A 20,580-nucleotide genomic window follows, 5' to 3' on the forward strand; every position below is an offset into this window, starting at 1 on the left:
CCGATTCCCCATTCCCCATTCCCGGCCCCATGAACATCTCCGCGCCCTTCATCCGCCGTCCCATCGGCACCGCGCTGCTGGCCATCGGCCTGTTCGTGATCGGCATGATGTGCTACCTGCGCCTGGGCGTGGCGGCGCTGCCGAACATCTCGATTCCGGTGATCTTCGTGCAGGCCAGCCAGGCCGGCGCCGATGCCGCGACCATGGCGTCCACGGTCACCGCGCCGCTGGAACGGCACCTGGGCCAGGTGCCCGGCATCGACACCATGCGGTCCTCCAGTTCGGAGGGGAACAGCCAGGTGTTCATGGTGTTCCAGAGCAACCGCAACATCGACTCGGCGGCGCAGGACGTGGAGAGCGCGATCAACGCCGCGCAGGCCGACCTGCCCTCCGGGCTGGCCACGCCGCGCTACCAGAAGGCCAACCCCAACGACGACCCGGTCATCGCCATCGCCCTGACCTCGGACACGCAATCGGCCGACGAGCTGTACAACGTCGCCGATTCGCTGCTGGCGCAGCGCCTGCGCCAGATCAGCGGCGTGTCCTCGGTGGACATCGGCGGCGCCTCCACCCCGGCGGTGCGGGTGGACGTGAACCTGCGCGCGCTCAATGCCATGGGCCTGACCCCGGACGACCTGCGCAATGCGGTGCGCGCGGCCAACGTCACCTCGCCCACCGGCTTCCTCAGTGACGGCACCACCACCACCGCCATCGTCGCCAACGACGCGGTGGCCAAGGCCGCCGACTTCGGCCAGGTGGTGATCAGCCAGCAGCAGGGCCGCACGGTGCGCCTGCGCGACATCGCCAACGTCTACGACGGCCAGCAGGATGCCTATCAGGCGGCCTGGTTCGGCGGCAAGCCGGCGGTGGTGATGTACGTGTTCACCCGCGCCGGCGCCAACATCGTGGAGACGGTGGACCGGGTCAAGGCCGAGATCCCGATGCTGCGCACCTACCTGCAGCCGGGCACCAGGATGACGGCGTACTTCGACCGCACCCCGACCATCCGCGCCTCGCTCAACGAGGTGCAGGCCACGCTGATGATCAGCCTGGCGATGGTGGTGCTGACCATGGCGCTGTTCCTGCGCCGGCTGGCGCCCACGCTGATCGCCGCGGCCACCGTGCCGCTGTCGCTGGCCGGCGCGGCGCTGGCGATGCACGTGATGGGCTTCACCCTCAACAACCTGAGCCTGCTGGCGCTGGTGATCGCGATCGGCTTCGTCGTCGACGATGCGATCGTGGTCATCGAGAACATCATGCGCCACCTCGACGAAGGCATGTCGCGGCTGGAGGCGGCGCTGGCCGGTGCGCGCGAGATCGGCTTCACCATCGTCTCGATCACCGCCTCGCTGGTGGCGGTGTTCATTCCGATCCTGTTCGCCAGCGGCATGATCGGGGTGTTCTTCCGCGAGTTCACCGTCACCCTGGTGGCGGCGATCTGCGTCTCGGCGGTGGTCTCGCTCACGCTCACCCCGGCGCTGTGCAGCCGCTTCCTGTCCGCGCACGCCGAACCGGAACGCCCCAGCCGCTTCGGCGCCTGGCTGGAGCGCATGCACGAACGCATGCTGCGCGTGTACACCGTGGCCCTGGACTTCGCGTTGCGCCACGCGCTGCTGCTAGCACTGACCCCGCTGCTGCTGATCGTGGCCACGGTGTTCCTGGCCGGCGCGGTCAAGAAGGGCTCGTTCCCCGCGCAGGACACCGGCCTGATCTGGGGCCGCGCCACCTCCAGCGCCACCGTGTCCTTCGCCGACATGGTCAGCCGCCAGCGCCGCATCACCGACATGCTGATGTCCGACCCAGCGGTGAAGATCGTCGGCGCGCGCCTGGGCAGCAGCCGCCAGGGTTCCAGCGCCAGCTTCAACATCGAACTCAAGCGCCGCGACGAAGGCCGCACCGACACCACCGCCGAGGTCCTGGCGCGGCTCAGCGCCAAGGCCGACCGCTACCCCGACCTGCAGCTGCGCCTGCGCGCGATCCAGGACCTGCCCAGCGACGGCGGCGGCGGCACCAGCCAGGGCGCGCAGTACCGCGTCTCGCTGCAAGGCAACGACAACGCGCAGCTGCAGGAGTGGCTGCCGAAACTGCAGGCCGCACTGAAGCAGAACCCCAAGCTGCGCGATGTCGGCACCGACGTGGACAACGCCGGCCTGCGCCAGAACATCGTCATCGACCGCGCCCTGGCCGCGCGCCTGGGCGTGTCGATCGGCGCCATCGACGGCGCGCTGTATGGCGCGTTCGGCCAGCGCCAGATCTCCACCATCTACTCCGACCTCAACCAGTACAGCGTGGTGGTCAACGCGCTGCCGGACCAGACCGCCACGCCGGCGGCGCTGAACCGCATCTACGTGCCCACCCGCAACGGCACGATGATCCCGCTGACGGCGGTGGCGCACCAGGTGCCGGGCCTGGCGCCGTCGCAGATCACCCACATGAACCAGTACACGACCATGGACCTGAGCTACAACCTGGCCCCTGGCGTGAGCACCGGCGAGGGCGATGCGATCATCGCCGCCACCGTGGCCGGGCTGCGCATGCCCGGCGACATCCGCATCGCCGATGGCGGCGGCTTCGGCGTGCAGCTGCAGCCGAACTCGATGCTGGTGCTGGTGCTGGCCGCGATCGTGGTGGTCTACATCGTGCTGGGCATGCTCTACGAGAGCCTGGTGCACCCGGTGACCATCCTCTCCACCCTGCCGGCCGCCGGCATGGGCGCGCTGCTGGCGCTGTGGGTCACCGGCACCGAACTGTCGGTGATCTCGATGATCGCCCTGGTGCTGCTGATCGGCATCGTCAAGAAGAACGCGATCATGATGATCGACTTCGCCCTGGTCGCCGAGCGCGAGCACGGCAAGACCCCGCTGGAGGCCGCGCGCGAGGCCTGCATCGTGCGCTTCCGCCCGATCATGATGACCACGATGGTGGCGATCCTGGCCGCGGTGCCGCTGGCCGTGGGCCTGGGCGAAGGCTCGGAACTGCGCCGCCCGCTCGGCATCGCGATGATCGGCGGCCTGCTGATCTCGCAGAGCCTGACCCTGCTCAGCACCCCGGCGCTGTACGTGATCTTCTCCTGCCTGCGCGAACGCTGGTACGCCCGCCGCGCGCGGCGGCGCGAGCGGCGGCAGCTGCGGGTGGCCTGAAGGCCGGGAATCGGGAATAGAGAATGGGGAATCGGAAACGAGAGGAGCAAAGAGCGGTCATGCGCCGGTGAGGTGACAGCGGCAGAAACTGCATCAGTCACTCAACCCTCAAGCTGTTCCCATTCCCCATTCTCGATTCACCATTCCCAGCTGTTCAACCACAGCCCTCCACGTAATCCACCTGCGGCGGCAGGCCCACGCGCCAGGCGATGGCCTTGCCGGCGGCGTCGGTGTCGAACACCAGCACGCCCGGCTGGCCGGACTCGCCGCGCACGCGCAGCACCTTCGCGCCTTCGACGTACTTGTGCGGCTGTTCCTCCAGCCGGCCGGCATACAGCGCGCGCAGTTGCGCCAGGTCCATGCCGACCTTGCCGCCGCCGGGCGCGGTTTCCTTGGCGGTGCGCACGTCGTAGCGCACCAGCGTGTCGTCTTCGACCATCAGGCCGAACTGGTGGTTGCCCTTGGCCCAGCGCGGACGCAGCACGTAGCAGCTGCTGCCGGCGCTGGGCTGGCCGTCGAGTTCGCCGCCCCAGGCCGCACGTGCCTGCGCCGCGCTCATGCCCAGGCGCAGGTCGCCGTAGCCGTCGATGCGCGCCAGTTGCCGGTCCCCCGCCGCCAGCTCCGGCGGCAGCGCCGAGGCCGGGGCCCGTGCCGGCGGCACGTCGCCGTCGGGCTGGTCGATCTCCGGCGGCGGCAAGGCGCCATCGTCGGCCACGGCAGCGGCAGGCGCCGATGGCGCGGGAGGCGCGGCCGGCGGCGATGGCGGCGGCCGGTCGCAGGCGCCGAGCGCGAGCAGCAAGACCGCCACGCCTGGTTGAATCGGCTTCATCGCAGTTCCTCGCTGGACCAGCGCATAGGCTAGCGTGCATGCCCTCGCACTGCACGGCGGCGGCGACACGCCGCCGAGCACGCGCGGCTGCGCACCGCGTCCCGGACCAGGCGCTCGACCGTGCCGACGGCAAGGCGACTGTCGGCACCGACACGCCAGCGCATCGCACCTGTCATCGGCATTTCACCGCCGCGGGCCAAGCTGCGCGCCTACCGACCCCGCCGCCATGCACCCGCGCAAGACCGCCCTCGCCCTTGCGGCACTGCAATCGCACGATGCGCCGCTGGACATGCGCCAGCGACGCGTGCTGATCCTGGCCGACGGCCAGCGCAGCGTCGAGGAACTGACCACGCTGGGCGGCCGCGGTGCCGATGCGATCGTGCTGGTCCTGCTGCAGCAGGGCTACCTGGACGATGGCCGTGGCAGCGTCGCCATGCCGGTGGCGACAAGCGCGCCGCCGTCATCGACGGACCCGCGGCGCGCGTTGCTCAATGCGCGCATGTATCTGCTGGACCTGCTGCAACTGCAGCGGCATCCGGCCTCGCCGGCGGTGCAGCAGCAGTTGCGCGCCGCACGCGAGGAACAGGACACCCTGTGCGCGATCGCGCTGGCGCTGCGCACGATGCCGGAGATGACCTCCGAGCGCTACGCGCAGCGCATCCGCGAGCGCGTGCTGGAGATCCTGCCGGCATCGCTGCACGGCGCGCTGACGGCGGCGGCGGAGGCCGCCTGAGCGCAGCGCCGCCGCCCAGGGCACCGGCAGCAACGGCAGGGGCAGCCTCGGCACCAGCCTGAGTGGCGCAGCCGCGCCGACGCCCGCTCAGGGCGCGCGGAACTGCCGGCGCAGGCCCTGCCAGCACTGCTGGTAATCGCGCTGACGATGCGCGGCATCCAGCGCCTGCGCGGTCGGGCGCAGCACCGCACGCGTCTCGAACATGAAGGCCATGGTGTCGGCGATGATGTCCGGCCGCGACAGATCGGCCTGCGAGGCCTTGTCGAAGGTGGCCGCGTCCGGACCATGCCCGCTCATGCAGTTGTGCAGCGACGCCCCGCCCGGGGCGAAGCCGTCGGCCTTGGCATCGTAGACGCCGTGCACCAGGCCCATGAACTCGCTGGCGACATTGCGGTGGAACCACGGCGGCCGGAAGGTGTGCTGCGCCACCAGCCAGCGCGGCGGGAAGATCGCGAAATCCATGTTGGCGGTGCCGGGCGTGTCGCTGGGCGCGGTCAGCACGGTGAAGATGCTCGGATCGGGATGGTCGAAGCTGATCGAGCCGATGGTGTTGAAACGGCGCAGGTCGTACTTGTACGGGGCGTAGTTGCCGTGCCAGGCGACCACGTCCAGCGGCGAATGCCCGATCGGCGCGCGCCACAGATGGCCCTGGAACTTGGCGATCAGTTCGAACGCGCCCTCGTTCTCCTCGTAGGCGGCCACCGGGGTGAGGAAGTCGCGCGGGTTGGCCAGGCCGTTGGCGCCGATCGGCCCCAGGTCCGGCAGCCGCAGCAGGCCGCCGAAGTTCTCGCACACGTAGCCGCGCGCGGGGCCATCGGGCAGTTCCACGCGGAAGCGCACGCCGCGCGGGATCACCGCGATCTCCTGCGGCGCCAGCTCCAGCGTGCCCAGTTCGGTGCACAGGCGCAGTTGGCCGAGCTGCGGCACCAACAGCATTTCTGCATCGGCGTTGTAGAAAAACCGGCCCTGCATCGAGGCGTTGGCCGCATACAGGTGCACCGCCACGCCATGCTGCGCTTCGGCCGAGCCGTTGCCGGCCATCGCGTACAGGCCATCGACGAAGTCCACCGGCGTCTCCGGCAGCGGTAACGGACTCCAGCGCAACTGATCCGGCGGCACCGGGCCGCGCTGGAAATCGTTGTGGAACGCGGCCGCGCGGTCGTAGGCGACGAAGCCGCCATGCATCACCGCCGGGCGGATGCGGTACAGCCAACTGCGCCGGTTCACGCCACGCGGCGCGGTGAACGCGGTGCCCGACAGTTGCTCGGCATACAGGCCGTGGGCCACGCGCTGCGGCGAGTTCTGCCCGACCGGCAACGCGCCGGGCACCGCCTCGGTGGCGAATTCGTTGCCGAAGCCGGACATGTAGCCGTTGGGTTGGATGTTCATGACAAGGGCTCTTCTGCTTGAAGCCCCTCTCCCACCGGGAGAGGGGTTGGGGTGAGGGTACGGGCACCGACGAAGTACAGAATCGACTCCAGGACCGCATCCGCTTGCAGCATCACATCGTTGTTCCAGAAACGCAGTACGTACATTCCTTGCGACTGCAGGTAACGCGTTCGCTCGGCGTCGGCCGCTTCCAAATGTTGCGATCCATCCAGTTCAACGACAAGCTTCAACGCCTCGCAATAAAAATCGACGACGTACGGCGGCATTGGATGCTGCCTACGGAATTTCAGGCCAAGCAGGCCTCCGTTTCGCAGGTGGCGCCAGAGTTTTCTTTCGGCATCGGTCATGTCACGGCGCAAACCGCGGGCGTTTCTCAATGTGGTTGTGGGCAATGGCGGCTTGAGTTCCATGCCCCCCACCGTACCCTCACCCCAACCCCTCTCCCGATGGGAGAGGGGCTAATGCCGCTGTCCGAACTCTCCGCGCTGCGCTGTCAGCATCCGCCGTCAGAGCACGCCGCGCTTCATCTGGTCGCGCTCGATGCTCTCGAACAGCGCCTTGAAGTTGCCTTCGCCGAAGCCTTCGTTGCCCTTGCGCTGGATGATCTCGAAGAAGATCGGGCCGATGCAGTTCTGGGTGAAGATCTGCAGCAGCTTGCGCTGCTTGGTTTCCGGGTCGGCGTCGATCAGGATCTTGTTGCGCGCCAGCCGCGGCACGTCCTCGCCGTGGTTGGGAATGCGCTGGTCGATCACCTCGAAATAGGTGTCCGGCGTGTCCAGGAACGCGACGCCGGCCGCGCGCATGCGCTCGACGGTCTCGTAGATGTCGTCGGTGAAGCAGGCGATGTGCTGGATGCCCTCGCCGCGGTAGGCATCCAGGTACTCGTTGATCTGGCTCTTGGGATCCGACGATTCGTTGAGCGGGATGCGCACCACGCCGTCCGGTGCGGTCATCGCCTTGGACACCAGCCCGGTCTTGGCGCCCTTGATGTCGAAATAGCGGATCTCGCGGAAGTTGAACAGGCGTTCGTAGTAGTCCGACCAGCGCTGCATGTTGCCGAAGTACAGGTTGTGGGTCAGGTGGTCGATGAAGGTGAGGCCGAACCCGGTCGGATGCTGCTCGGCGCCGGGCACCGGCTCGAAATCTGCGTACACCGAGCCCTTCTCGCCGTACTGGTCGACCAGGTAGAGCATGCAGTCGCCGATGCCCTTGACCACCGGCGCCGGCACCGCGCGGGTGTCGGCCTTGTCGGCGATGGCTTCGCCGCCGTTCTCCAGCACCTTGGCGAACACCTCGTCGGCCGGATGCCGGAAGCGGATAGCGAAACCGCAGGCGCAGGGGCCGTGCGCGGCAGCGAAATCGGCGGCGAAGGAATTCGGTTCCTCGTTGACCAGGAAGTTGACCCCGCCCTGGCGGTACACGGTGATCGCGCGCTGGCGATGACGCAGCACCGCCGTGAAGCCCATGCTGCGGAAGTACGCATGCAACTGCTCGCCCTGCCCGGCCGGCGCGGCGAATTCCACGAACTCGAAACCGTCGATGCCCATCGGGTTCTCGAAGGTGGTGACCTGCATGCCGAGGTTGGCCGGCTGCGACGGATGTTGCGGTTGTGCACTCATGACGCGTCTCCTGGAGGACGGGGTGCGGCGGCCGGGCCGAAATTTCGGGTGCGGACGGACGCCAGACTCGCGAGAATGGCCGTAGTATCCTCCGTTGTAGTTACAAGTGAAACCACCAGCAAGGTGCAATGCAGCATGACGATCGCCACGCCCGCCCCGACGCCCGACCCGCCCTCCCTGGATCTGGAACGGTTCCTGCCGTACCGGATCAGCGTGCTGTCCAACCGCATCAGCAGCAACATCGCCCGCGTCTACGGCGAGCGCTACGGCATGGCGGTGACCGAATGGCGGGTGATGGCGGTCCTGGCGCTGTATCCGGGCCTGTCGGCCGGCGAGGTCTCCGAGCGCACCGCGATGGACAAGGTGGCGGTGAGCCGGGCGGTGGCGCGGCTGCTGGAGCGCGGGTTCATCCAGCGCGAGACCCATGGCGACGACCGCCGCCGCTCGGTGCTGCACCTGACCCCTGCAGGGGTGGAGGTCTACCAGGTGGTGGCGCCAATGGTGCTGGAATGCGAACGGCGCCTGCTGGCGCCCTTCAGCGAGGACGAGCAGCGCCTGCTGAACCGGCTGATCGACCGCCTGGCGGCCGAGGGCCTGCCGAGCATGACCGGGCGCTGAGGCGCCGGGGCCCGTAAAACTTAGGCCTTAAAACACCGTAGGAGCGGCTCAGGGCTTGGGCGGCGCCCATTCCTTGAGGAAGTCCGAGAACTTCTTGCGGTCGTAGCCCTTGTCCTTCTGCAGGTCGCCGACCACCTGCGAGTGCAGCAGCTTGCCGTCGGCGTCGAGCACCAGCAGGTGCGGGAAGTCGACGATCTTCGGGTACTGCGCCATGAACGCCTCGTTCTTGTTGGCGTCGCTGACGTTGACCTTGACCCACACGAAGTTGGCGTCGCGGAAGCTGCGCAGTTCCGCGTCGCCCTCGATGAAGGTGTCCAGGGTGTGGCACCAGTCGCAGGCCTCGTTGCCCACGTCGAGCAGGATGCGCTTGCCGCCGCGCTTGGCCTCGACCATGGCGGTGTCCAGGTCGTCGGCCGGGTTGCGCTGCGGGTCGAACTGTGCCCCCAGCGCCTTGGCCGCGGCGATGTCGGCGGCGGCCGGGGTATTGCCCGAGGCCACCGGCTGGTTGGGATCGGCCACCGGCGGCTTCTGCACCGAGGTATCCAGTGGCTTGGCCGGCGCCTGCGCATCGGGCGGCGCCGTCTGGCTGCAGCCGCCCAGGGCCAGCACCGCCGCCAGGGCGGCGCAGATCGTCTTGTTCATCGTCATTGGCACGTCCTCACTTCACACCATGCATCAGCTTGCTGATCAACGGCGCGATCAGGAACAGCACCACGCCGGCGCCCAGCAACGCCCAGAAGCCGAAGGTATACCCGCCCAGCGCGGAAGACACGGTCATGCCGCCTTCGCCGCTGACATGGCTGGCGAAGATGCCGGACAGGTTGTTGCCGATGCCGGTGGACAGGAACCAGCCGCCCATGCCGAAGCCGACCAGGCGCACCGGCGCCAGCTTGGTCACCATCGACAATCCGATCGGCGACAGGCACAGCTCGCCCACCGACTGGATGACGTAGACCATGAACAGCGTCCAGAACGGGATCTTGCCGGCGTCGTTGACCAGGCTCGACAGCGCAAACATCAGCAGCAGGAAGGCCAGGCCGTTGAACATCAGGCCCAGCGCGAACTTGCGCGAGATCGACGGATTGAAGCGGCCGGCCTTGACCCAGATCCAGGCGATGACCGGGGCCAGGGTGATGATCGCCAGCGAGTTGACCGACTGGAACCACGCAGTCGGGAAGGTCCAGTCGCCGAACTGGCGGTTGACGATCTCGTCGGCGAGGAAGGTGAAGGAGCTGCCGGCCTGTTCGAAGAACATCCAGAACAGCACGTTGAAGGCGAAGATGATCAGCATCGCGATGACCTTGTCGCGCGCCACCTTGCCGTTGCGGATGCCCTCCACCAGCAGCATGATCGCCAGCGCCACGAACATGGTGCTGAGGATCCACTGCAGCACTTCGGCGCCGGCGGCCAGCGCCAGGTACACCGCCGGGATCGCCACCAGCATGCCCAGCAGCACGTAGACCACGCGCATGTTGCTTGCGCCGCCCGGCAACGGCGCGCCGATGCCCTTGAGCTGGCGGCGGCCGAACCAGAACCACACCAGGCTGATCAGCATGCCGATGCCCGACGCGATGAACACCATCTTGTAGGACGGCATCGCTTCGGTGCCGAACACCTTTTCGGCCAGCTGCTGGGTCAGCCACGGCGCGATCATCGCGCCCAGGTTGATGCCCATGTAGAAGATGGTGAACCCGCTGTCGCGGCGCGGATCGGCGGCGCTGTACAGCTTGCCGACCATGGTCGAGATGTTGGGCTTGAACAGGCCGTTGCCGACCACCACCGTGGCCAGGCCCAGCTCGAAGATCTGCGGGTTGGGCACGGAGATCAGGAACAGGCCGGTGGACATGACCGCGGCACCGACCAGGATCGAACGCTGGTAGCCGAGCACCCGGTCGGCGATATAGCCGCCGAAGATCGCCGCCGCATACACCAGCGCCAGGTACGCTCCGTAGGTGGCGCTGGCCGAGGCCTGGCCCGTGCCCTGGCCGCCATGGAACTGCGCCACGATGTACAGCACCAGCGCCCAGCGAATGCCGTAGAACGCGAAGCGCTCCCAGAACTCGGTCATGAACAGCATCCACAGCGGACGTGGATGGCCCAGCAGGGTCTTGAATTCGGGCGGTTGCGCTGACGGCGGCTGCGGTGAGGCGGGGTGGTTCGACGCGACGACGTCAACGCTCATGCGGTGTTCCCTTGCGTATTCAGGATGGGCTGGGGCGGTGCGTCCGGCCAGGCCGGGCAACGCGCGAGGATCACCGAGGGACGGCGTGGCGTCAAATCCCGGACGGCCCGCGCGTCGCGATTTCCGGGCCTGCGCCCTGCAAAACGGTGGCCTTGGAGCGGCGCCGCGATGGCCGCGCACGCGCGCCTTGCTGCACGCGAACATGGCCGGGCGACGCCTGGATCGGCACCGCTTCGGTCCGTCTCCACGCAGGTGCGCGCGCGTCTGCGGCGCGCCGGCACGCTACTGCGAGGACGATCCCTGCGTGGCCGCAGTCGCATCGCCGGCCTGCGGACCGCGACCCTCCAGCCCCACCGAGGTCCGTACCTCGAACAGTTCCGGGAAGAAGGTCAGCGCCAGCGCCTGCTGCAGGAAGCCGACGCCGCTGGAGCCGCCGGTGCCGCGCTTGAAGCCGATCACCCGCATCACCGTGCGCATGTGGCGGAAGCGCCACAGCTGGAACTGGGTCTCCAGGTCCACCAGGTCCTCGCACAGCGCGTACTCGCGCCAGTAGCGGTCGGTGTTCTCGTAGATGCGCTCGAACACCGGGCGCAGCAGCGGGTCGCTGACGTGCGGCTGGCGCCAGTCGCGGGCGTGGTACGGCGCCGGCACCGCGTGGCCGAAGCGGGCCAGGTAGCGCAGGAACTCCTCGTACAGGCTGGGCGCCTCCAGCACCGCCTGCAGCGCCGCCTGGCCCTGCGGGTCGTGGTCGAACACCGGCAGCATCTGCGCGTTCTTGTTGCCGAGCATGAATTCGATGGTGCGGTATTGCAGCGACTGGAACCCGGAGGACGGGCCCAGCACGTCGCGGAAGCCCATGTACTCGGACGGGGTCAGGGTCTCCAGCACCGACCACTGCTCGGTCAGCAGGCGCAGCACCTGCTTGCTGCGCGCCAGCACCTTGCGGCACTGCCACACCTGGTCGCGCTGCAGGTGCGCGATCGCCGCGCCCAGCTCGTGCGCCAGCAGCTTCAGCCACAGTTCGGAGGTCTGGTGCTGGACGATGAACAGCAGTTCGTCGTGGTGCGGCGGGTTCGACAGCGGCTGCTGCGCCGACAGCAGCCGGTCCAGGCGCAGGTAGCCGCCATAGGTCAGCCGGCCTTCCAGGTCGGTATGGATGCCGGCTTCGAGCGGGCGCTGGTTCTGTTCGACGGGCATGGGCAGCAGGCGTGGGGGCGGCGCGGGTGTTCCGGGCCGGCAAGGGTACCGCAGCGACGAATGTCACACATTGGTCAGCACCGGCTGACAAACTCCGGCACAATCGTCGGCGGCGCCTGGGGGGCGCCGTCAAAGTCATCTGCGTTAGTCCACGTCTTCAAGGATTGGGGAGATCTTGTTCATGCGAACCATGCTGCTTCGAGCTGCAGTGTTGTCGTGCGCGCTGGGTGGTGCCGGGTACGCCCAGGCCCAGGTGGTCATCAGCCAGGTCTATGGCGGTGGCGGCAACAGCGGCGCCACCTACAAGAGCGATTTCGTCGAATTGCACAACAACGGCAGCGAGGCGGTGAGCCTGGCCGGCTGGTCGGTGCAGTACGCCTCGGCCGCCGGCAGCAGCTGGCAGGTCACCCCGCTGAGCGGCAGCATCGCGCCCGGCGGCTACTACCTGGTCAAGCAGGCCGACGGCAGCGGTGGCAGCACCGCGCTGCCCACGCCCGACGCCACCGGCACCATCGCCATGAGCGGCACCGCCGGCAAGATCGCGCTGAGCAAGGCCAGCGCCGCGCTGAGCGGCGCCTGCCCGGCCGGCAACGCCGACTTCGTCGGCTACGGCAGCAGTGCCAGCTGCGCCGAAGGCAGCGCCCCGACCGCCGCGCCCAGCAACACCCTGGCGGTGCTGCGCGGCAACGGCGGCTGCACCGACAGCGACAACAACAATGCCGACTTCGCCACCGGCGCGCCGACCCCGCGCAACAGCGCCGCGGCGGTCAGCCTGTGCGGCGGCGGCAACCTGCCGGTGGCCAGCGTAGCCAACGTCAGCCGCGCCGAAGGCGACAGCGGCAGCACCGCGTTCGTGTTCACCGTGACGCTGAGCCAGCCGGCCGGCAGCGCCGGCGTGAGCTTCACCGCCGCCACCCGCGACGGCACCGCCAGCGCCGGCAGCGATTACCAGGCGCTGGCCGCCACCCAGGTGACCATCCCGGCCGGCGAGAGCAGCGCCGAGGTACGCGTGCTGGTCAACGGCGACACCAGCAACGAACCGGACGAGACCTTCTACCTGGACATCAACGGGGTCAGCGGTGCGCTGCCCTCCACGCTGACCGCCAGCGGGGTGATCCTCAACGACGACTTCAACCTGGTGCCGATCCACAGCATCCAGGGCAGCGGCGCGCGCTCGCCGCTGGTCGGCCAGGTGATCGCCACCAGCGGCATCGTCACCGCGCGGCGCAGTGCCGGGTTCTTCCTGCAAACGCCCGACGCCCAGGCCGACGCCGACCCGCTCACCTCCGAGGGCATCTACGTCTACACCGGCAGTGCGCCGCCGGCCGAGGCCGCGGTGGGCAACGCGGTGCGGGTGCAGGCCACGGTGGTCGAGTACGTGCCCAGCACCGACCCCAGCCAGCCGCCGCTGACCGAACTGACCTCGCCGACGGTGCTGCTGCAGTCCACCGGCAATCCGCTGCCGGCCGCGGTCGAGCTGACCACCCGCTTCCCCGACCCGAACGGCGCCTACGACCAGCTCGAGCGCCTGGAAGGCATGCGTGTCACCGTGCCCAGCCTGACCGTCAACACCCCGACCCTGGGCAACGTCAACGAGACCAACGCCAGCGCGACCAGCAACGGCGTGTTCCATGCGGTGGTCACCGGCCTGCCGCGCGCCTGGCGCACCGCCGGCGTGCAGCAGCCCGACGCGCTGCCGGCCGGCTCCCCGGCCGACGTGCCGCGCTGGAACACCAGCCCGCAGGTGATCGCGGTCGGCAGCGCCGGCCTCGGCGGCCAGCGCATCGACGTGGCTTCCGGCTGCACCGTGCTCGACGTCAGCGGTCCGCTGGACTACAGCTTCCGCCGCTACACGATCTACCCGGAAACCGCGCCCACCGTGCAGTGCAACGGCGCCGACCAGCCCAGGCCGGCCCCGGCGCCGCAGGCCGACGACGTCAACATCGCCACCTACAACATGGAGCGCTTCTTCGACGACCAGAACGATCCGGCGATCGGCGAACCGGTGCTGACCGCGGCCGCCTACCAGGCCCGCCTCAACAAGGCCTCGCTGGCGATCCGCAACTACCTCAACACCCCCGACATCCTCGGCACGGTGGAGATCGAGAACCTGAGCGTGCTGCAGACCCTGGCCGACCGCGTCAACCGCGACGCGGTGGCCGCCGGCCAGCCCGATCCGCAGTACGTGGCCTACCTGCAGGAAGGCAACGACGTCGGCGGCATCGACGTCGGCTTCCTGGTCAAGACCGCGCAGATCGGCGCCGGCCTCGCTCGCGTCGAGGTGGTCTCGGTGAGCCAGGAAGGCAAGGCCGCCACCTGGACCGAGCCCAGCGGCACCGTGAGCCTGCTCAACGACCGTCCGCCGCTGCTGCTGAAGGCGGTGGTGCATTTCGCCGACGGCCGCGCGCTGCCGCTGACCGTGGTCGAGGTGCACCAGCGCTCGCTCAACGGCGCCGAGACGGACGACGCCAGCGGCCAGCGCATCCGCGCCAAGCGCCAGGCGCAGGCGGTGTTCCTGGCGAACCTGCTGCAGGCGCGCCAGGCCGCCGATCCCAGCGAGCAGTTGCTGGTGATGGGCGACTTCAACGCCTTCGAGTTCAACGACGGCTACGTCGATGCGATGGGCACCATCACCGGCCTGCCGGCGCCCGACGCGCAGACCGTGGTCGGCGGCGACGGCGCCACCCTGGTCGACCCGGCGCTGTACAACCTGACCCTGCTGTCGACGCCGGACCAGAGCTACTCCTACGCCTACGACGGCAACATACAGTCGCTGGACCACATCCTGGCCAACCGCGCGCTGATGCGCTCGGCGCAGATCGCCGGCCTCAGCGAAGGCCATGCGCGGCTCAACGCCGACTTCCCGGCCGTGGCGCGCAACGACGCCAACTCGCCGGCACGGCTGTCCGACCACGACCCGGCAGTGGTGCTGATCAAGCTCAAGCCGCTGGAACGCGCCGACCTGAGCCTGCGCGTGAGCGCCGCCAACGCATCGGTCTATGCCGGCGACACCATCCGCTACAGCGTGGAACTGGCCAATGCCGGTCCGGACGCGGCGCGCGCCGCCGCGGTGGCCTTCGCCCTGGACGCGGCGGTGACCCCGAGCGTGACCGCCGCCCCGGGCTGGGATTGCGCCGCGCCGGAGGTGGCCGCGCAGACCGTGGTCACCTGCAGCACCGCGCAGTTCGCCGCCGGCGCCACGCCACGCTTCGAGGTGGCGGTACCGGCCGGCACCGCCCTGGTCGGGCGCAGCCTGAGCCTGGCCGCGTCGGTGGCCTCGCAGACCGAGGACCCCAGCCCCGGCGACAACGGCGGCAGCGCCACGGTGGCGGTGCAGGCGCGCCCGGCCGGCGACCTGGCGGTGTCGATCGATGGCCCGGCCACCCTGCCGTTCCTGGCCTTCTTCGCCGACTACCGCATCGACGTGCGCAACCACGGCAACGCGCCGGTGCAGGGCGCCAGCCTGGAGATCGACGGCAGCACCCTGTCGGCGCTCACCGCGCTGGTGCCGCCGCGCGGCTGGCAGTGCGTGCGGCAGAACCATGGCCTGCGCAGCGCGCGCTTCCAGTGCCGCAGCGGCGCCGACCTGGCGCCGGGCGCCAGCGCCGCGTTCCGCCTGAGCCTGGCGACGCGGCCGCTGCCGGCCGACCGCCAGATCGTGATCGGCGCCAGCGCCGGCTCGACCTCGGCCGACGCCGACCCCAGCGACAACAGCGCGCGCTTCAGCACCTACGTGGAAGGGCTGCGCCTGTTCGGTCGCTGATCGCGGCAAGCGGTGCAAGTGCGAGGGCGTGGCCGCGAGGCCACGCCCTTTTTGTTGGGGCAACGCCGACCCGTCACCGATCATGTGCTGCCGGTATTGAGCGGCCATCCGCGATATCGCGTAGGAGCGGCTTCAGCCGCGATGGGGCGTCCCGGGAACGCCCGTCGCGGCTGAAGCCGCTCCTACGAAGTCAAGTCCATGCAGCTCGAGGGTGGCGTAGCGGGCGCTGGGGACGCCCTCGCGCCACGCTTGCACGCCGACGGCTTTCGCCCTTGTTCACTGCTCTCGCCTTGCGACGCGCGCGCCGCATTGCGGGCATCTGCCACAGCCACCGGTGGACACCCACGCGCACATGAACGGCATGCATCGCAGTGCAACATTGGCGATACCCAACGCCATCAATCGGCAACGCGGCGCGACCAGGCTTTTCTTGTGCGATACGGCATCAGCACGTGCTGCGGTGCACGACGGCTTTTGTGCACGGCTTCCTTAACATGCCGACTCATATCATTTGAAACTTGTTGTCGAGAGCGCCATCGCCATGCCCATCGCCGCCCAGTTCGAAATTGAGTTCCTGCAATACCTCGACGCGGGCGGCCAGCCGGTCCGCGACGCGCTTCCGGCCGATTCGGCCAACCCGCAGACGCTGCTGGCGCTGTTCAAGCAGATGCTCTACGTGCGCACCTTCGACAGCAAGGCGGTGGCCCTGCAGCGCACCGGCAAGCTGGGCACCTACGCCTCGTGCCTGGGCCACGAAGCCACCCACGTCGGCATCGGCGCCTCGATGCGCCGCGGCGACGTGCTGGCGCCCAGCTACCGCGAGTACGGCGCCATGTTCATGCGCGGCGTTCGCCCGCGCGAGATCCTGCTGTACTGGGGCGGCGACGAGCGCGGCAGCGACTTCCAGCGCGATTCCGACGCCGCCCGCGACTTCCCGATCTGTGTGCCGATTTCCACCCAGTGCCTGCACGCCGCCGGCGCCGCGCTGGCGTTCAAGCTGCGCGGCGAGGCGCAGGTGGCGGTGGCCACCTGCGGCGACGGCGGCTCGTCCAAGACCGACTTCTACGCCGCGCTCAACTCCGCCGGCGCCTACCAGTTGCCGCTGATCCTGTGCGTGATCAACAACGGCTGGGCGATCTCGGTGCCGCGCACTGCGCAGACCGGCGCGCAGACCCTGGCGCAGAAGGGCCTGGCCGGCGGCCTGCACTGCCTGCAGGTGGACGGCAACGACCTGATCGCGGTGCTGGAGGCGATGCGCCAGGCGCGCGAGCGCGCGCTGGCCGGCCAGGGCGGCACGGTGATCGAGTTCATGACCTACCGCCTGTCCGACCACACCACCGCCGACGACGCGCGCCGCTACCGCGACGATGCCGAGGTCAAGCAGGCCTGGGAACGCGAGCCGCTGCTGCGCCTGCGCGCCTGGCTGAGCGCGCAGGGCCTGTGGAGCGAGGACGAGGAAGCGGCGTGGAAGCAGGAATGCGCGCGCCTGGCCGACATCGAGCTCAACGCCTACCTGGAGACCCCGGTGCAGCCGGTGGAAGCCATGTTCGACTACCTGTACGCCGACCCGCCGCCGGACCTGCTCGCGCAGCGTGCCGAGGCCATCGCCCTGGAGCAGCGCCATGGATGAGCTCAGCCCTCGCCTCGCCGACCACGCGGCCGCGTCTGCGGCCGGCACCGCCCACAGCGCGGCGACGTCGCGCGGAGACACCCCGATGACCAGCACGCCCATTACCTTGATCGAAGCGGTGACCCAGGCACTGGCCTGGGAACTGCAGCACGACCCATCGGTGCTGGTGCTGGGCGAGGACGTGGGCGTCAACGGCGGCGTGTTCCGCGCCACCGCCGGCCTGCAGCAGCGCTTCGGCGCGCAGCGCGTGCTCGACACCCCGCTGGACGAGACCACCATCGCCGGGCTCAGCGTCGGCCTCGCCGCGCAGGGCATGAAGCCGGTGGCCGAGGCGCAGTTCGACGGCTTCGTCTACCCGATGGTCGATCACCTGATCTGCCACGCCGCGCGCCTGCGCACCCGCACCCGCGGCCGCCTGCACTGCCCGATGGTGCTGCGGGTGCCGTGGGGCGGCGGCATCCGCGCGCCGGAACATCACAGCGAGGCCAACGAAGCCATCTTCACCAACGTGCCAGGCCTGCGCGTGGTGCTGCCGTCCTCGCCGCAGCGCGCCTACGGTCTGCTGCTGGCGGCGATCCGCGAGCCCGATCCGGTGATCTACATGGAGCCCAAGCGCATCTACCGGCAGTACAAGGAAGTGGTGGCCGACGACGGCGAGGCGCTGCCGCTGGACGTGTGCTTCGTGCTGCGCGACGGCACCGACGTGACCCTGGTTGCCTGGGGCGCGCAGGTCAAGGAAGCACTGGAAGCGGCCGACCGGCTCGCCGCCGACGGCATCAGCGCCGAAGTGATCGACGTGGCCACGCTGCGCCCGCTGGACTTCGACACCATCGCCGAGTCGGTGGCGCGCACCGGCCGCTGCGTGATCGTGCAGGAGGCCCCGCGCAGCGCCGGCTTCGGCGCCGAGATCGCCGCGCGCCTGGCCGAGCAATCGATGTACGACCTGGTCGCGCCGGTGCAGCGCGTGACCGGCTACGACACCCACATCCCGCTGTTCCGGCTGGAAATGAAATACCTGCCCAGCACCGACAAGATCGTGGCGGCGGCCAAGCGGGCGATGGCCGCGGGTTGATATGCAGGCACGTTTGATCAGCGATTACCGCGCCGCCTATCCGCATCCGATCCGCATCGCCGCCGGCGAGCGGGTCGCGCTGGGCGTGCGCGACGAAGAGTGGCCGGCGTTCGTCTGGATCACCGGCGCCGCCGGCAGTGCCGGCTGGGCGCCGCTGGCCTGGCTGCAGCCGACCGGCGACGGCCATGCCGTGGCGCTGCGCGATTACGACGCGCGCGAACTCGATGCTGCGCAGGGCGACACCGTCGTCCTGCATCACGAATACGGCGACTGGTGGTGGGCCGAGCGCGCCGACGGCACGCAGGGCTGGCTGCCGGCACGCGACCTGGAACTGCTGGAAGAGACCACATGAGCCAAACCAAGAACTTCAATCTGCCCGACCTGGGCGAAGGCCTGCCCGACGCCACCATCGTCGAATGGTTCGTCAAGGAAGGCGACACCATCCGGCTGGACGAGCCGCTGGTGTCGATGGAAACCGCCAAGGCGGTGGTCGAAGTGCCCTCGCCGGTCTCCGGCAAGGTGCTGAAGCTGGCCGGCGCGCCAGGCGACATCGTCGTCACCGGCAGCATGCTGGCGCAGTTCGCGCCCGACCCGAACCTGCCGCAGCGCGCCGAAGGCCAGGATACCGGCCATCACCACGGCGGCGCGGCGCCGGCCGCGGCCGGCAAGGGCGCCGGCGCGGACACCGCCGCGGCCGACGACCGCGTGGTGGCCTCCGACGACGGCGGCGAGCTGCACGACGCCGACAACGCGCAGGCCGCCGGCGAGCGTGACGATGCCGGTACCGTGGTCGGTGCGATGCAGAGCTCCAACACCGTGCACAGCGAGCAAGCCGTGTCGGTCGGCGGCGTACGCGCGATGCCGGCGGTACGTGCCCTGGCCAAGAAACTGGGCGTGGACCTGGGCCGCGTGCGCGCCAGCGGCGCCGACGGCGCGGTCACCCTGGCCGACGTCAAGCAGGCCGCCGCGGATGGCTCGGCGAAGGCGGGTGCGACTGCGGGGGCGGCTGTCGCCGCGACCGCACGGCGCCCTGCCGTCGCGGCTGAAGCCGCTCCTACGAACGCCCCCCCGTCAGCCGCACCCTCCACGCGCACCCCGCTCTCCGCCGCCGGCAAGCCGATGCGCACGCAGCCGCCGGGCGTGGCCGTGCAGGGCCAGCCCGAGCCGCTGAAGGGCGTGCGCCGCAACATGGCGCGGGTGATGGCCGAGGCGCAGCGCCAGGTGGTGCTGACCACGCTCAACGACGACGCCGACCTGCACGCGTGGACGCCGGGCAACGACACCACCGGGCGCCTGGTGCGCGCGATCGTCGCCGCCTGCCAGGCGGTGCCGGCGCTCAATGCCTGGTTCGACGGCGAGGCATTGACCCGTACCCTGCACGCGCACGTGGACATCGGCATCGCCGTGGACACCGACGACGGCCTGTTCGTGCCGGCCCTGCGCAACGCCGACATGCTCGATGCACGTGGCGTGCGCGAAGGCATCAACCGCCTGCGCCAACAGGTGGAGGCGCGCAGCATTCCGGCGTCGGAACTGAGCGGCTACACCATCTCGCTGTCCAACTTCGGCATGTTCGCCGGCCGCTACGCCACCCCGATCGTGGTGCCGCCATGCGTGGCCATCGTCGCCGCCGGCCGCGCCCGCCACCAGCTGGTGCCGGTGATGGGCGGCGTGGAGACGCACAAGATCCTGCCGCTGTCGCTGAGCTTCGATCACCGCGCCTGCACCGGGGGAGAAGCAGCGCGCTTCCTGCGCGCGATGATCGACGACCTGGCACTGCCGGGCTGAGCAGGCGCCGCCTTGCCCATCAGGTGACCTGCCTGACACCAGATGATGCATCTGCTGCGTCGTGCGCAGCAGATGCACCACTAATGTGGGAGGGACTTCAGTCCCGACGCGACGAACAAGAAGGCGCCGGGGTCCACGCCCTTCCGCAGCGAACGCCTAGGAGGCGACGCAGCGCGGCGCGGTTTTCCGCGGTTTTCTACACATCGCAGGATGATCCCCGAGTAATCCCGGCACAGCGCGTCGGGGCTGAAGCCCCTCCCACAGTGCAACGACCAGGCGCTACGGGGCCAGTTCGGGAGTGCCGCTGCAGCTCACTTCGAAGTGCAGCCGTTGCATATCAGCCAACCTGCCGGACGCAGTCTGCGCATCTGCTGCATTAGGCGCAGCAGACGCACCACCATTGTGGGAGGGACTTCAGTCCAGACGCGACGAACAAGAAGGTGCCGGGGTCCGCGCCCTTCCGCAGCGAACGCCTAGGAGGCGACGCAGAGCGGCGCGGTTTTCCGTGGTCTTCTACACCTCGCAGGATGATCCCCGAGTATTCCGGCACAGCGCGTCGGGGCTGAAGCCCCTCCCACAGTGCAACGACCAGGCGCTACGGGGCCAGTTCGGGAGTGCCG

15 protein-coding genes are annotated in these 20,580 nt (G+C 69.5%); 8 read left to right on the plus strand and 7 right to left on the minus strand.

Going from position 1 to position 20,580, the window contains the following annotated elements; translation table 11 throughout:
• Positions 1 to 29: 29 nt before the first annotated feature.
• Positions 30 to 3,140 (plus strand): efflux RND transporter permease subunit, encoded by a 3,111-nt coding sequence (locus tag M3U25_RS19265; RefSeq protein ID WP_355503487.1) that lies wholly within the window; start codon positions 30 to 32, stop codon positions 3,138 to 3,140.
• 154 nt (positions 3,141 to 3,294) lie between these two features.
• Here the strand turns inward: M3U25_RS19265 and M3U25_RS19270 are convergent, their stop codons facing one another.
• Positions 3,295 to 3,969, minus strand: coding sequence for a lectin (locus M3U25_RS19270; protein ID WP_355503485.1), 675 nt, complete (start codon positions 3,967 to 3,969; stop codon positions 3,295 to 3,297).
• Between the two features lie 226 nt (positions 3,970 to 4,195).
• On the opposite strand from M3U25_RS19270, the gene M3U25_RS19275 reads away from it, so the two are divergent.
• The gene (locus M3U25_RS19275) at positions 4,196 to 4,702 is read left to right on the plus strand and encodes a hypothetical protein (RefSeq protein WP_355503483.1); all 507 of its coding nucleotides are present in this window, start codon (positions 4,196 to 4,198) and stop codon (positions 4,700 to 4,702) included.
• 87 nt (positions 4,703 to 4,789) lie between these two features.
• Here the strand turns inward: M3U25_RS19275 and hmgA are convergent, their stop codons facing one another.
• From hmgA to hppD, 3 genes are all read right to left on the minus strand, one after another.
• A complete protein-coding gene (gene hmgA / locus M3U25_RS19280; RefSeq protein WP_355503481.1) occupies positions 4,790 to 6,091 on the minus strand; it encodes a homogentisate 1,2-dioxygenase in 1,302 nt (433 codons plus the stop codon).
• Complete coding sequence (locus tag M3U25_RS19285) at positions 6,088 to 6,501, minus strand: endonuclease domain-containing protein (protein ID WP_355503479.1); 414 nt, start codon at positions 6,499 to 6,501, stop codon at positions 6,088 to 6,090. The genes hmgA and M3U25_RS19285 overlap by 4 nt, the downstream gene beginning before the upstream one ends.
• A 96-nt stretch (positions 6,502 to 6,597) precedes the next feature.
• The gene (gene hppD / locus M3U25_RS19290; protein ID WP_242160115.1) at positions 6,598 to 7,665 is read right to left on the minus strand and encodes a 4-hydroxyphenylpyruvate dioxygenase; all 1,068 of its coding nucleotides are present in this window, start codon (positions 7,663 to 7,665) and stop codon (positions 6,598 to 6,600) included.
• Positions 7,666 to 7,845: 180 nt separating this feature from the next.
• Between hppD and M3U25_RS19295 the strand changes: the two genes are divergently transcribed.
• On the plus strand, positions 7,846 to 8,328 hold the full coding sequence (locus M3U25_RS19295; protein ID WP_242159982.1) for a MarR family transcriptional regulator: 483 nt from the start codon (positions 7,846 to 7,848) through the stop codon (positions 8,326 to 8,328).
• A 48-nt stretch (positions 8,329 to 8,376) separates the two neighbouring features.
• Here the strand turns inward: M3U25_RS19295 and M3U25_RS19300 are convergent, their stop codons facing one another.
• The 3 genes from M3U25_RS19300 to M3U25_RS19310 form a co-directional block, all read right to left on the minus strand.
• A complete protein-coding gene (locus M3U25_RS19300; protein WP_242159981.1) occupies positions 8,377 to 8,976 on the minus strand; it encodes a thioredoxin family protein in 600 nt (199 codons plus the stop codon).
• Between the two features lie 10 nt (positions 8,977 to 8,986).
• Positions 8,987 to 10,510, minus strand: coding sequence for an oligopeptide:H+ symporter (locus M3U25_RS19305; RefSeq protein WP_355503476.1), 1,524 nt, complete (start codon positions 10,508 to 10,510; stop codon positions 8,987 to 8,989).
• Between the two features lie 282 nt (positions 10,511 to 10,792).
• Positions 10,793 to 11,707, minus strand: coding sequence for a tryptophan 2,3-dioxygenase family protein (locus M3U25_RS19310; RefSeq protein ID WP_355503474.1), 915 nt, complete (start codon positions 11,705 to 11,707; stop codon positions 10,793 to 10,795).
• A gap of 181 nt (positions 11,708 to 11,888) precedes the next feature.
• On the opposite strand from M3U25_RS19310, the gene M3U25_RS19315 reads away from it, so the two are divergent.
• The 5 genes from M3U25_RS19315 (at position 11,889) to M3U25_RS19335 (ending at position 19,960) form a co-directional block, all read left to right on the plus strand.
• A complete protein-coding gene (locus M3U25_RS19315; protein ID WP_355503525.1) occupies positions 11,889 to 15,470 on the plus strand; it encodes a lamin tail domain-containing protein in 3,582 nt (1,193 codons plus the stop codon).
• A gap of 541 nt (positions 15,471 to 16,011) precedes the next feature.
• Positions 16,012 to 17,100, plus strand: coding sequence for a pyruvate dehydrogenase (acetyl-transferring) E1 component subunit alpha (gene pdhA, locus M3U25_RS19320; protein WP_263392267.1), 1,089 nt, complete (start codon positions 16,012 to 16,014; stop codon positions 17,098 to 17,100).
• Positions 17,093 to 18,172, plus strand: coding sequence for an alpha-ketoacid dehydrogenase subunit beta (locus M3U25_RS19325; protein ID WP_160945607.1), 1,080 nt, complete (start codon positions 17,093 to 17,095; stop codon positions 18,170 to 18,172). Before pdhA ends, M3U25_RS19325 begins: the two co-directional genes overlap by 8 nt.
• A gap of 1 nt (position 18,173) precedes the next feature.
• Positions 18,174 to 18,524 (plus strand): SH3 domain-containing protein, encoded by a 351-nt coding sequence (locus tag M3U25_RS19330; protein ID WP_160945608.1) that lies wholly within the window; start codon positions 18,174 to 18,176, stop codon positions 18,522 to 18,524.
• Positions 18,521 to 19,960, plus strand: coding sequence for a dihydrolipoamide acetyltransferase family protein (locus M3U25_RS19335; RefSeq protein WP_355503471.1), 1,440 nt, complete (start codon positions 18,521 to 18,523; stop codon positions 19,958 to 19,960). The genes M3U25_RS19330 and M3U25_RS19335 overlap by 4 nt, the downstream gene beginning before the upstream one ends.
• The last annotated feature ends 620 nt before the right edge of the window (positions 19,961 to 20,580 follow it).

The sequence above is a fragment of the Xanthomonas sp. PPL134 genome, assembly GCF_040595915.1.
Classification (GTDB): domain Bacteria; phylum Pseudomonadota; class Gammaproteobacteria; order Xanthomonadales; family Xanthomonadaceae; genus Xanthomonas_A; species Xanthomonas_A indica.

Coding starts and splice junctions, on each gene's coding strand:
- hppD (WP_242160115.1), bottom strand. CDS start 7,665: ATGCAGGTCACCACCTTCGAGAACCCGATGGGCATCGACGGTTTCGAG.
- M3U25_RS19325 (WP_160945607.1), top strand. CDS start 17,093: ATGGATGAGCTCAGCCCTCGCCTCGCCGACCACGCGGCCGCGTCTGCG.
- M3U25_RS19265 (WP_355503487.1), top strand. CDS start 30: ATGAACATCTCCGCGCCCTTCATCCGCCGTCCCATCGGCACCGCGCTG.
- hmgA (WP_355503481.1), bottom strand. CDS start 6,091: ATGAACATCCAACCCAACGGCTACATGTCCGGCTTCGGCAACGAATTC.
- M3U25_RS19315 (WP_355503525.1), top strand. CDS start 11,889: ATGCGAACCATGCTGCTTCGAGCTGCAGTGTTGTCGTGCGCGCTGGGT.
- M3U25_RS19270 (WP_355503485.1), bottom strand. CDS start 3,969: ATGAAGCCGATTCAACCAGGCGTGGCGGTCTTGCTGCTCGCGCTCGGC.
- M3U25_RS19295 (WP_242159982.1), top strand. CDS start 7,846: ATGACGATCGCCACGCCCGCCCCGACGCCCGACCCGCCCTCCCTGGAT.
- M3U25_RS19310 (WP_355503474.1), bottom strand. CDS start 11,707: ATGCCCGTCGAACAGAACCAGCGCCCGCTCGAAGCCGGCATCCATACC.
- M3U25_RS19285 (WP_355503479.1), bottom strand. CDS start 6,501: ATGGAACTCAAGCCGCCATTGCCCACAACCACATTGAGAAACGCCCGC.
- M3U25_RS19330 (WP_160945608.1), top strand. CDS start 18,174: ATGCAGGCACGTTTGATCAGCGATTACCGCGCCGCCTATCCGCATCCG.
- pdhA (WP_263392267.1), top strand. CDS start 16,012: ATGCCCATCGCCGCCCAGTTCGAAATTGAGTTCCTGCAATACCTCGAC.
- M3U25_RS19300 (WP_242159981.1), bottom strand. CDS start 8,976: ATGACGATGAACAAGACGATCTGCGCCGCCCTGGCGGCGGTGCTGGCC.
- M3U25_RS19275 (WP_355503483.1), top strand. CDS start 4,196: ATGCACCCGCGCAAGACCGCCCTCGCCCTTGCGGCACTGCAATCGCAC.
- M3U25_RS19305 (WP_355503476.1), bottom strand. CDS start 10,510: ATGAGCGTTGACGTCGTCGCGTCGAACCACCCCGCCTCACCGCAGCCG.
- M3U25_RS19335 (WP_355503471.1), top strand. CDS start 18,521: ATGAGCCAAACCAAGAACTTCAATCTGCCCGACCTGGGCGAAGGCCTG.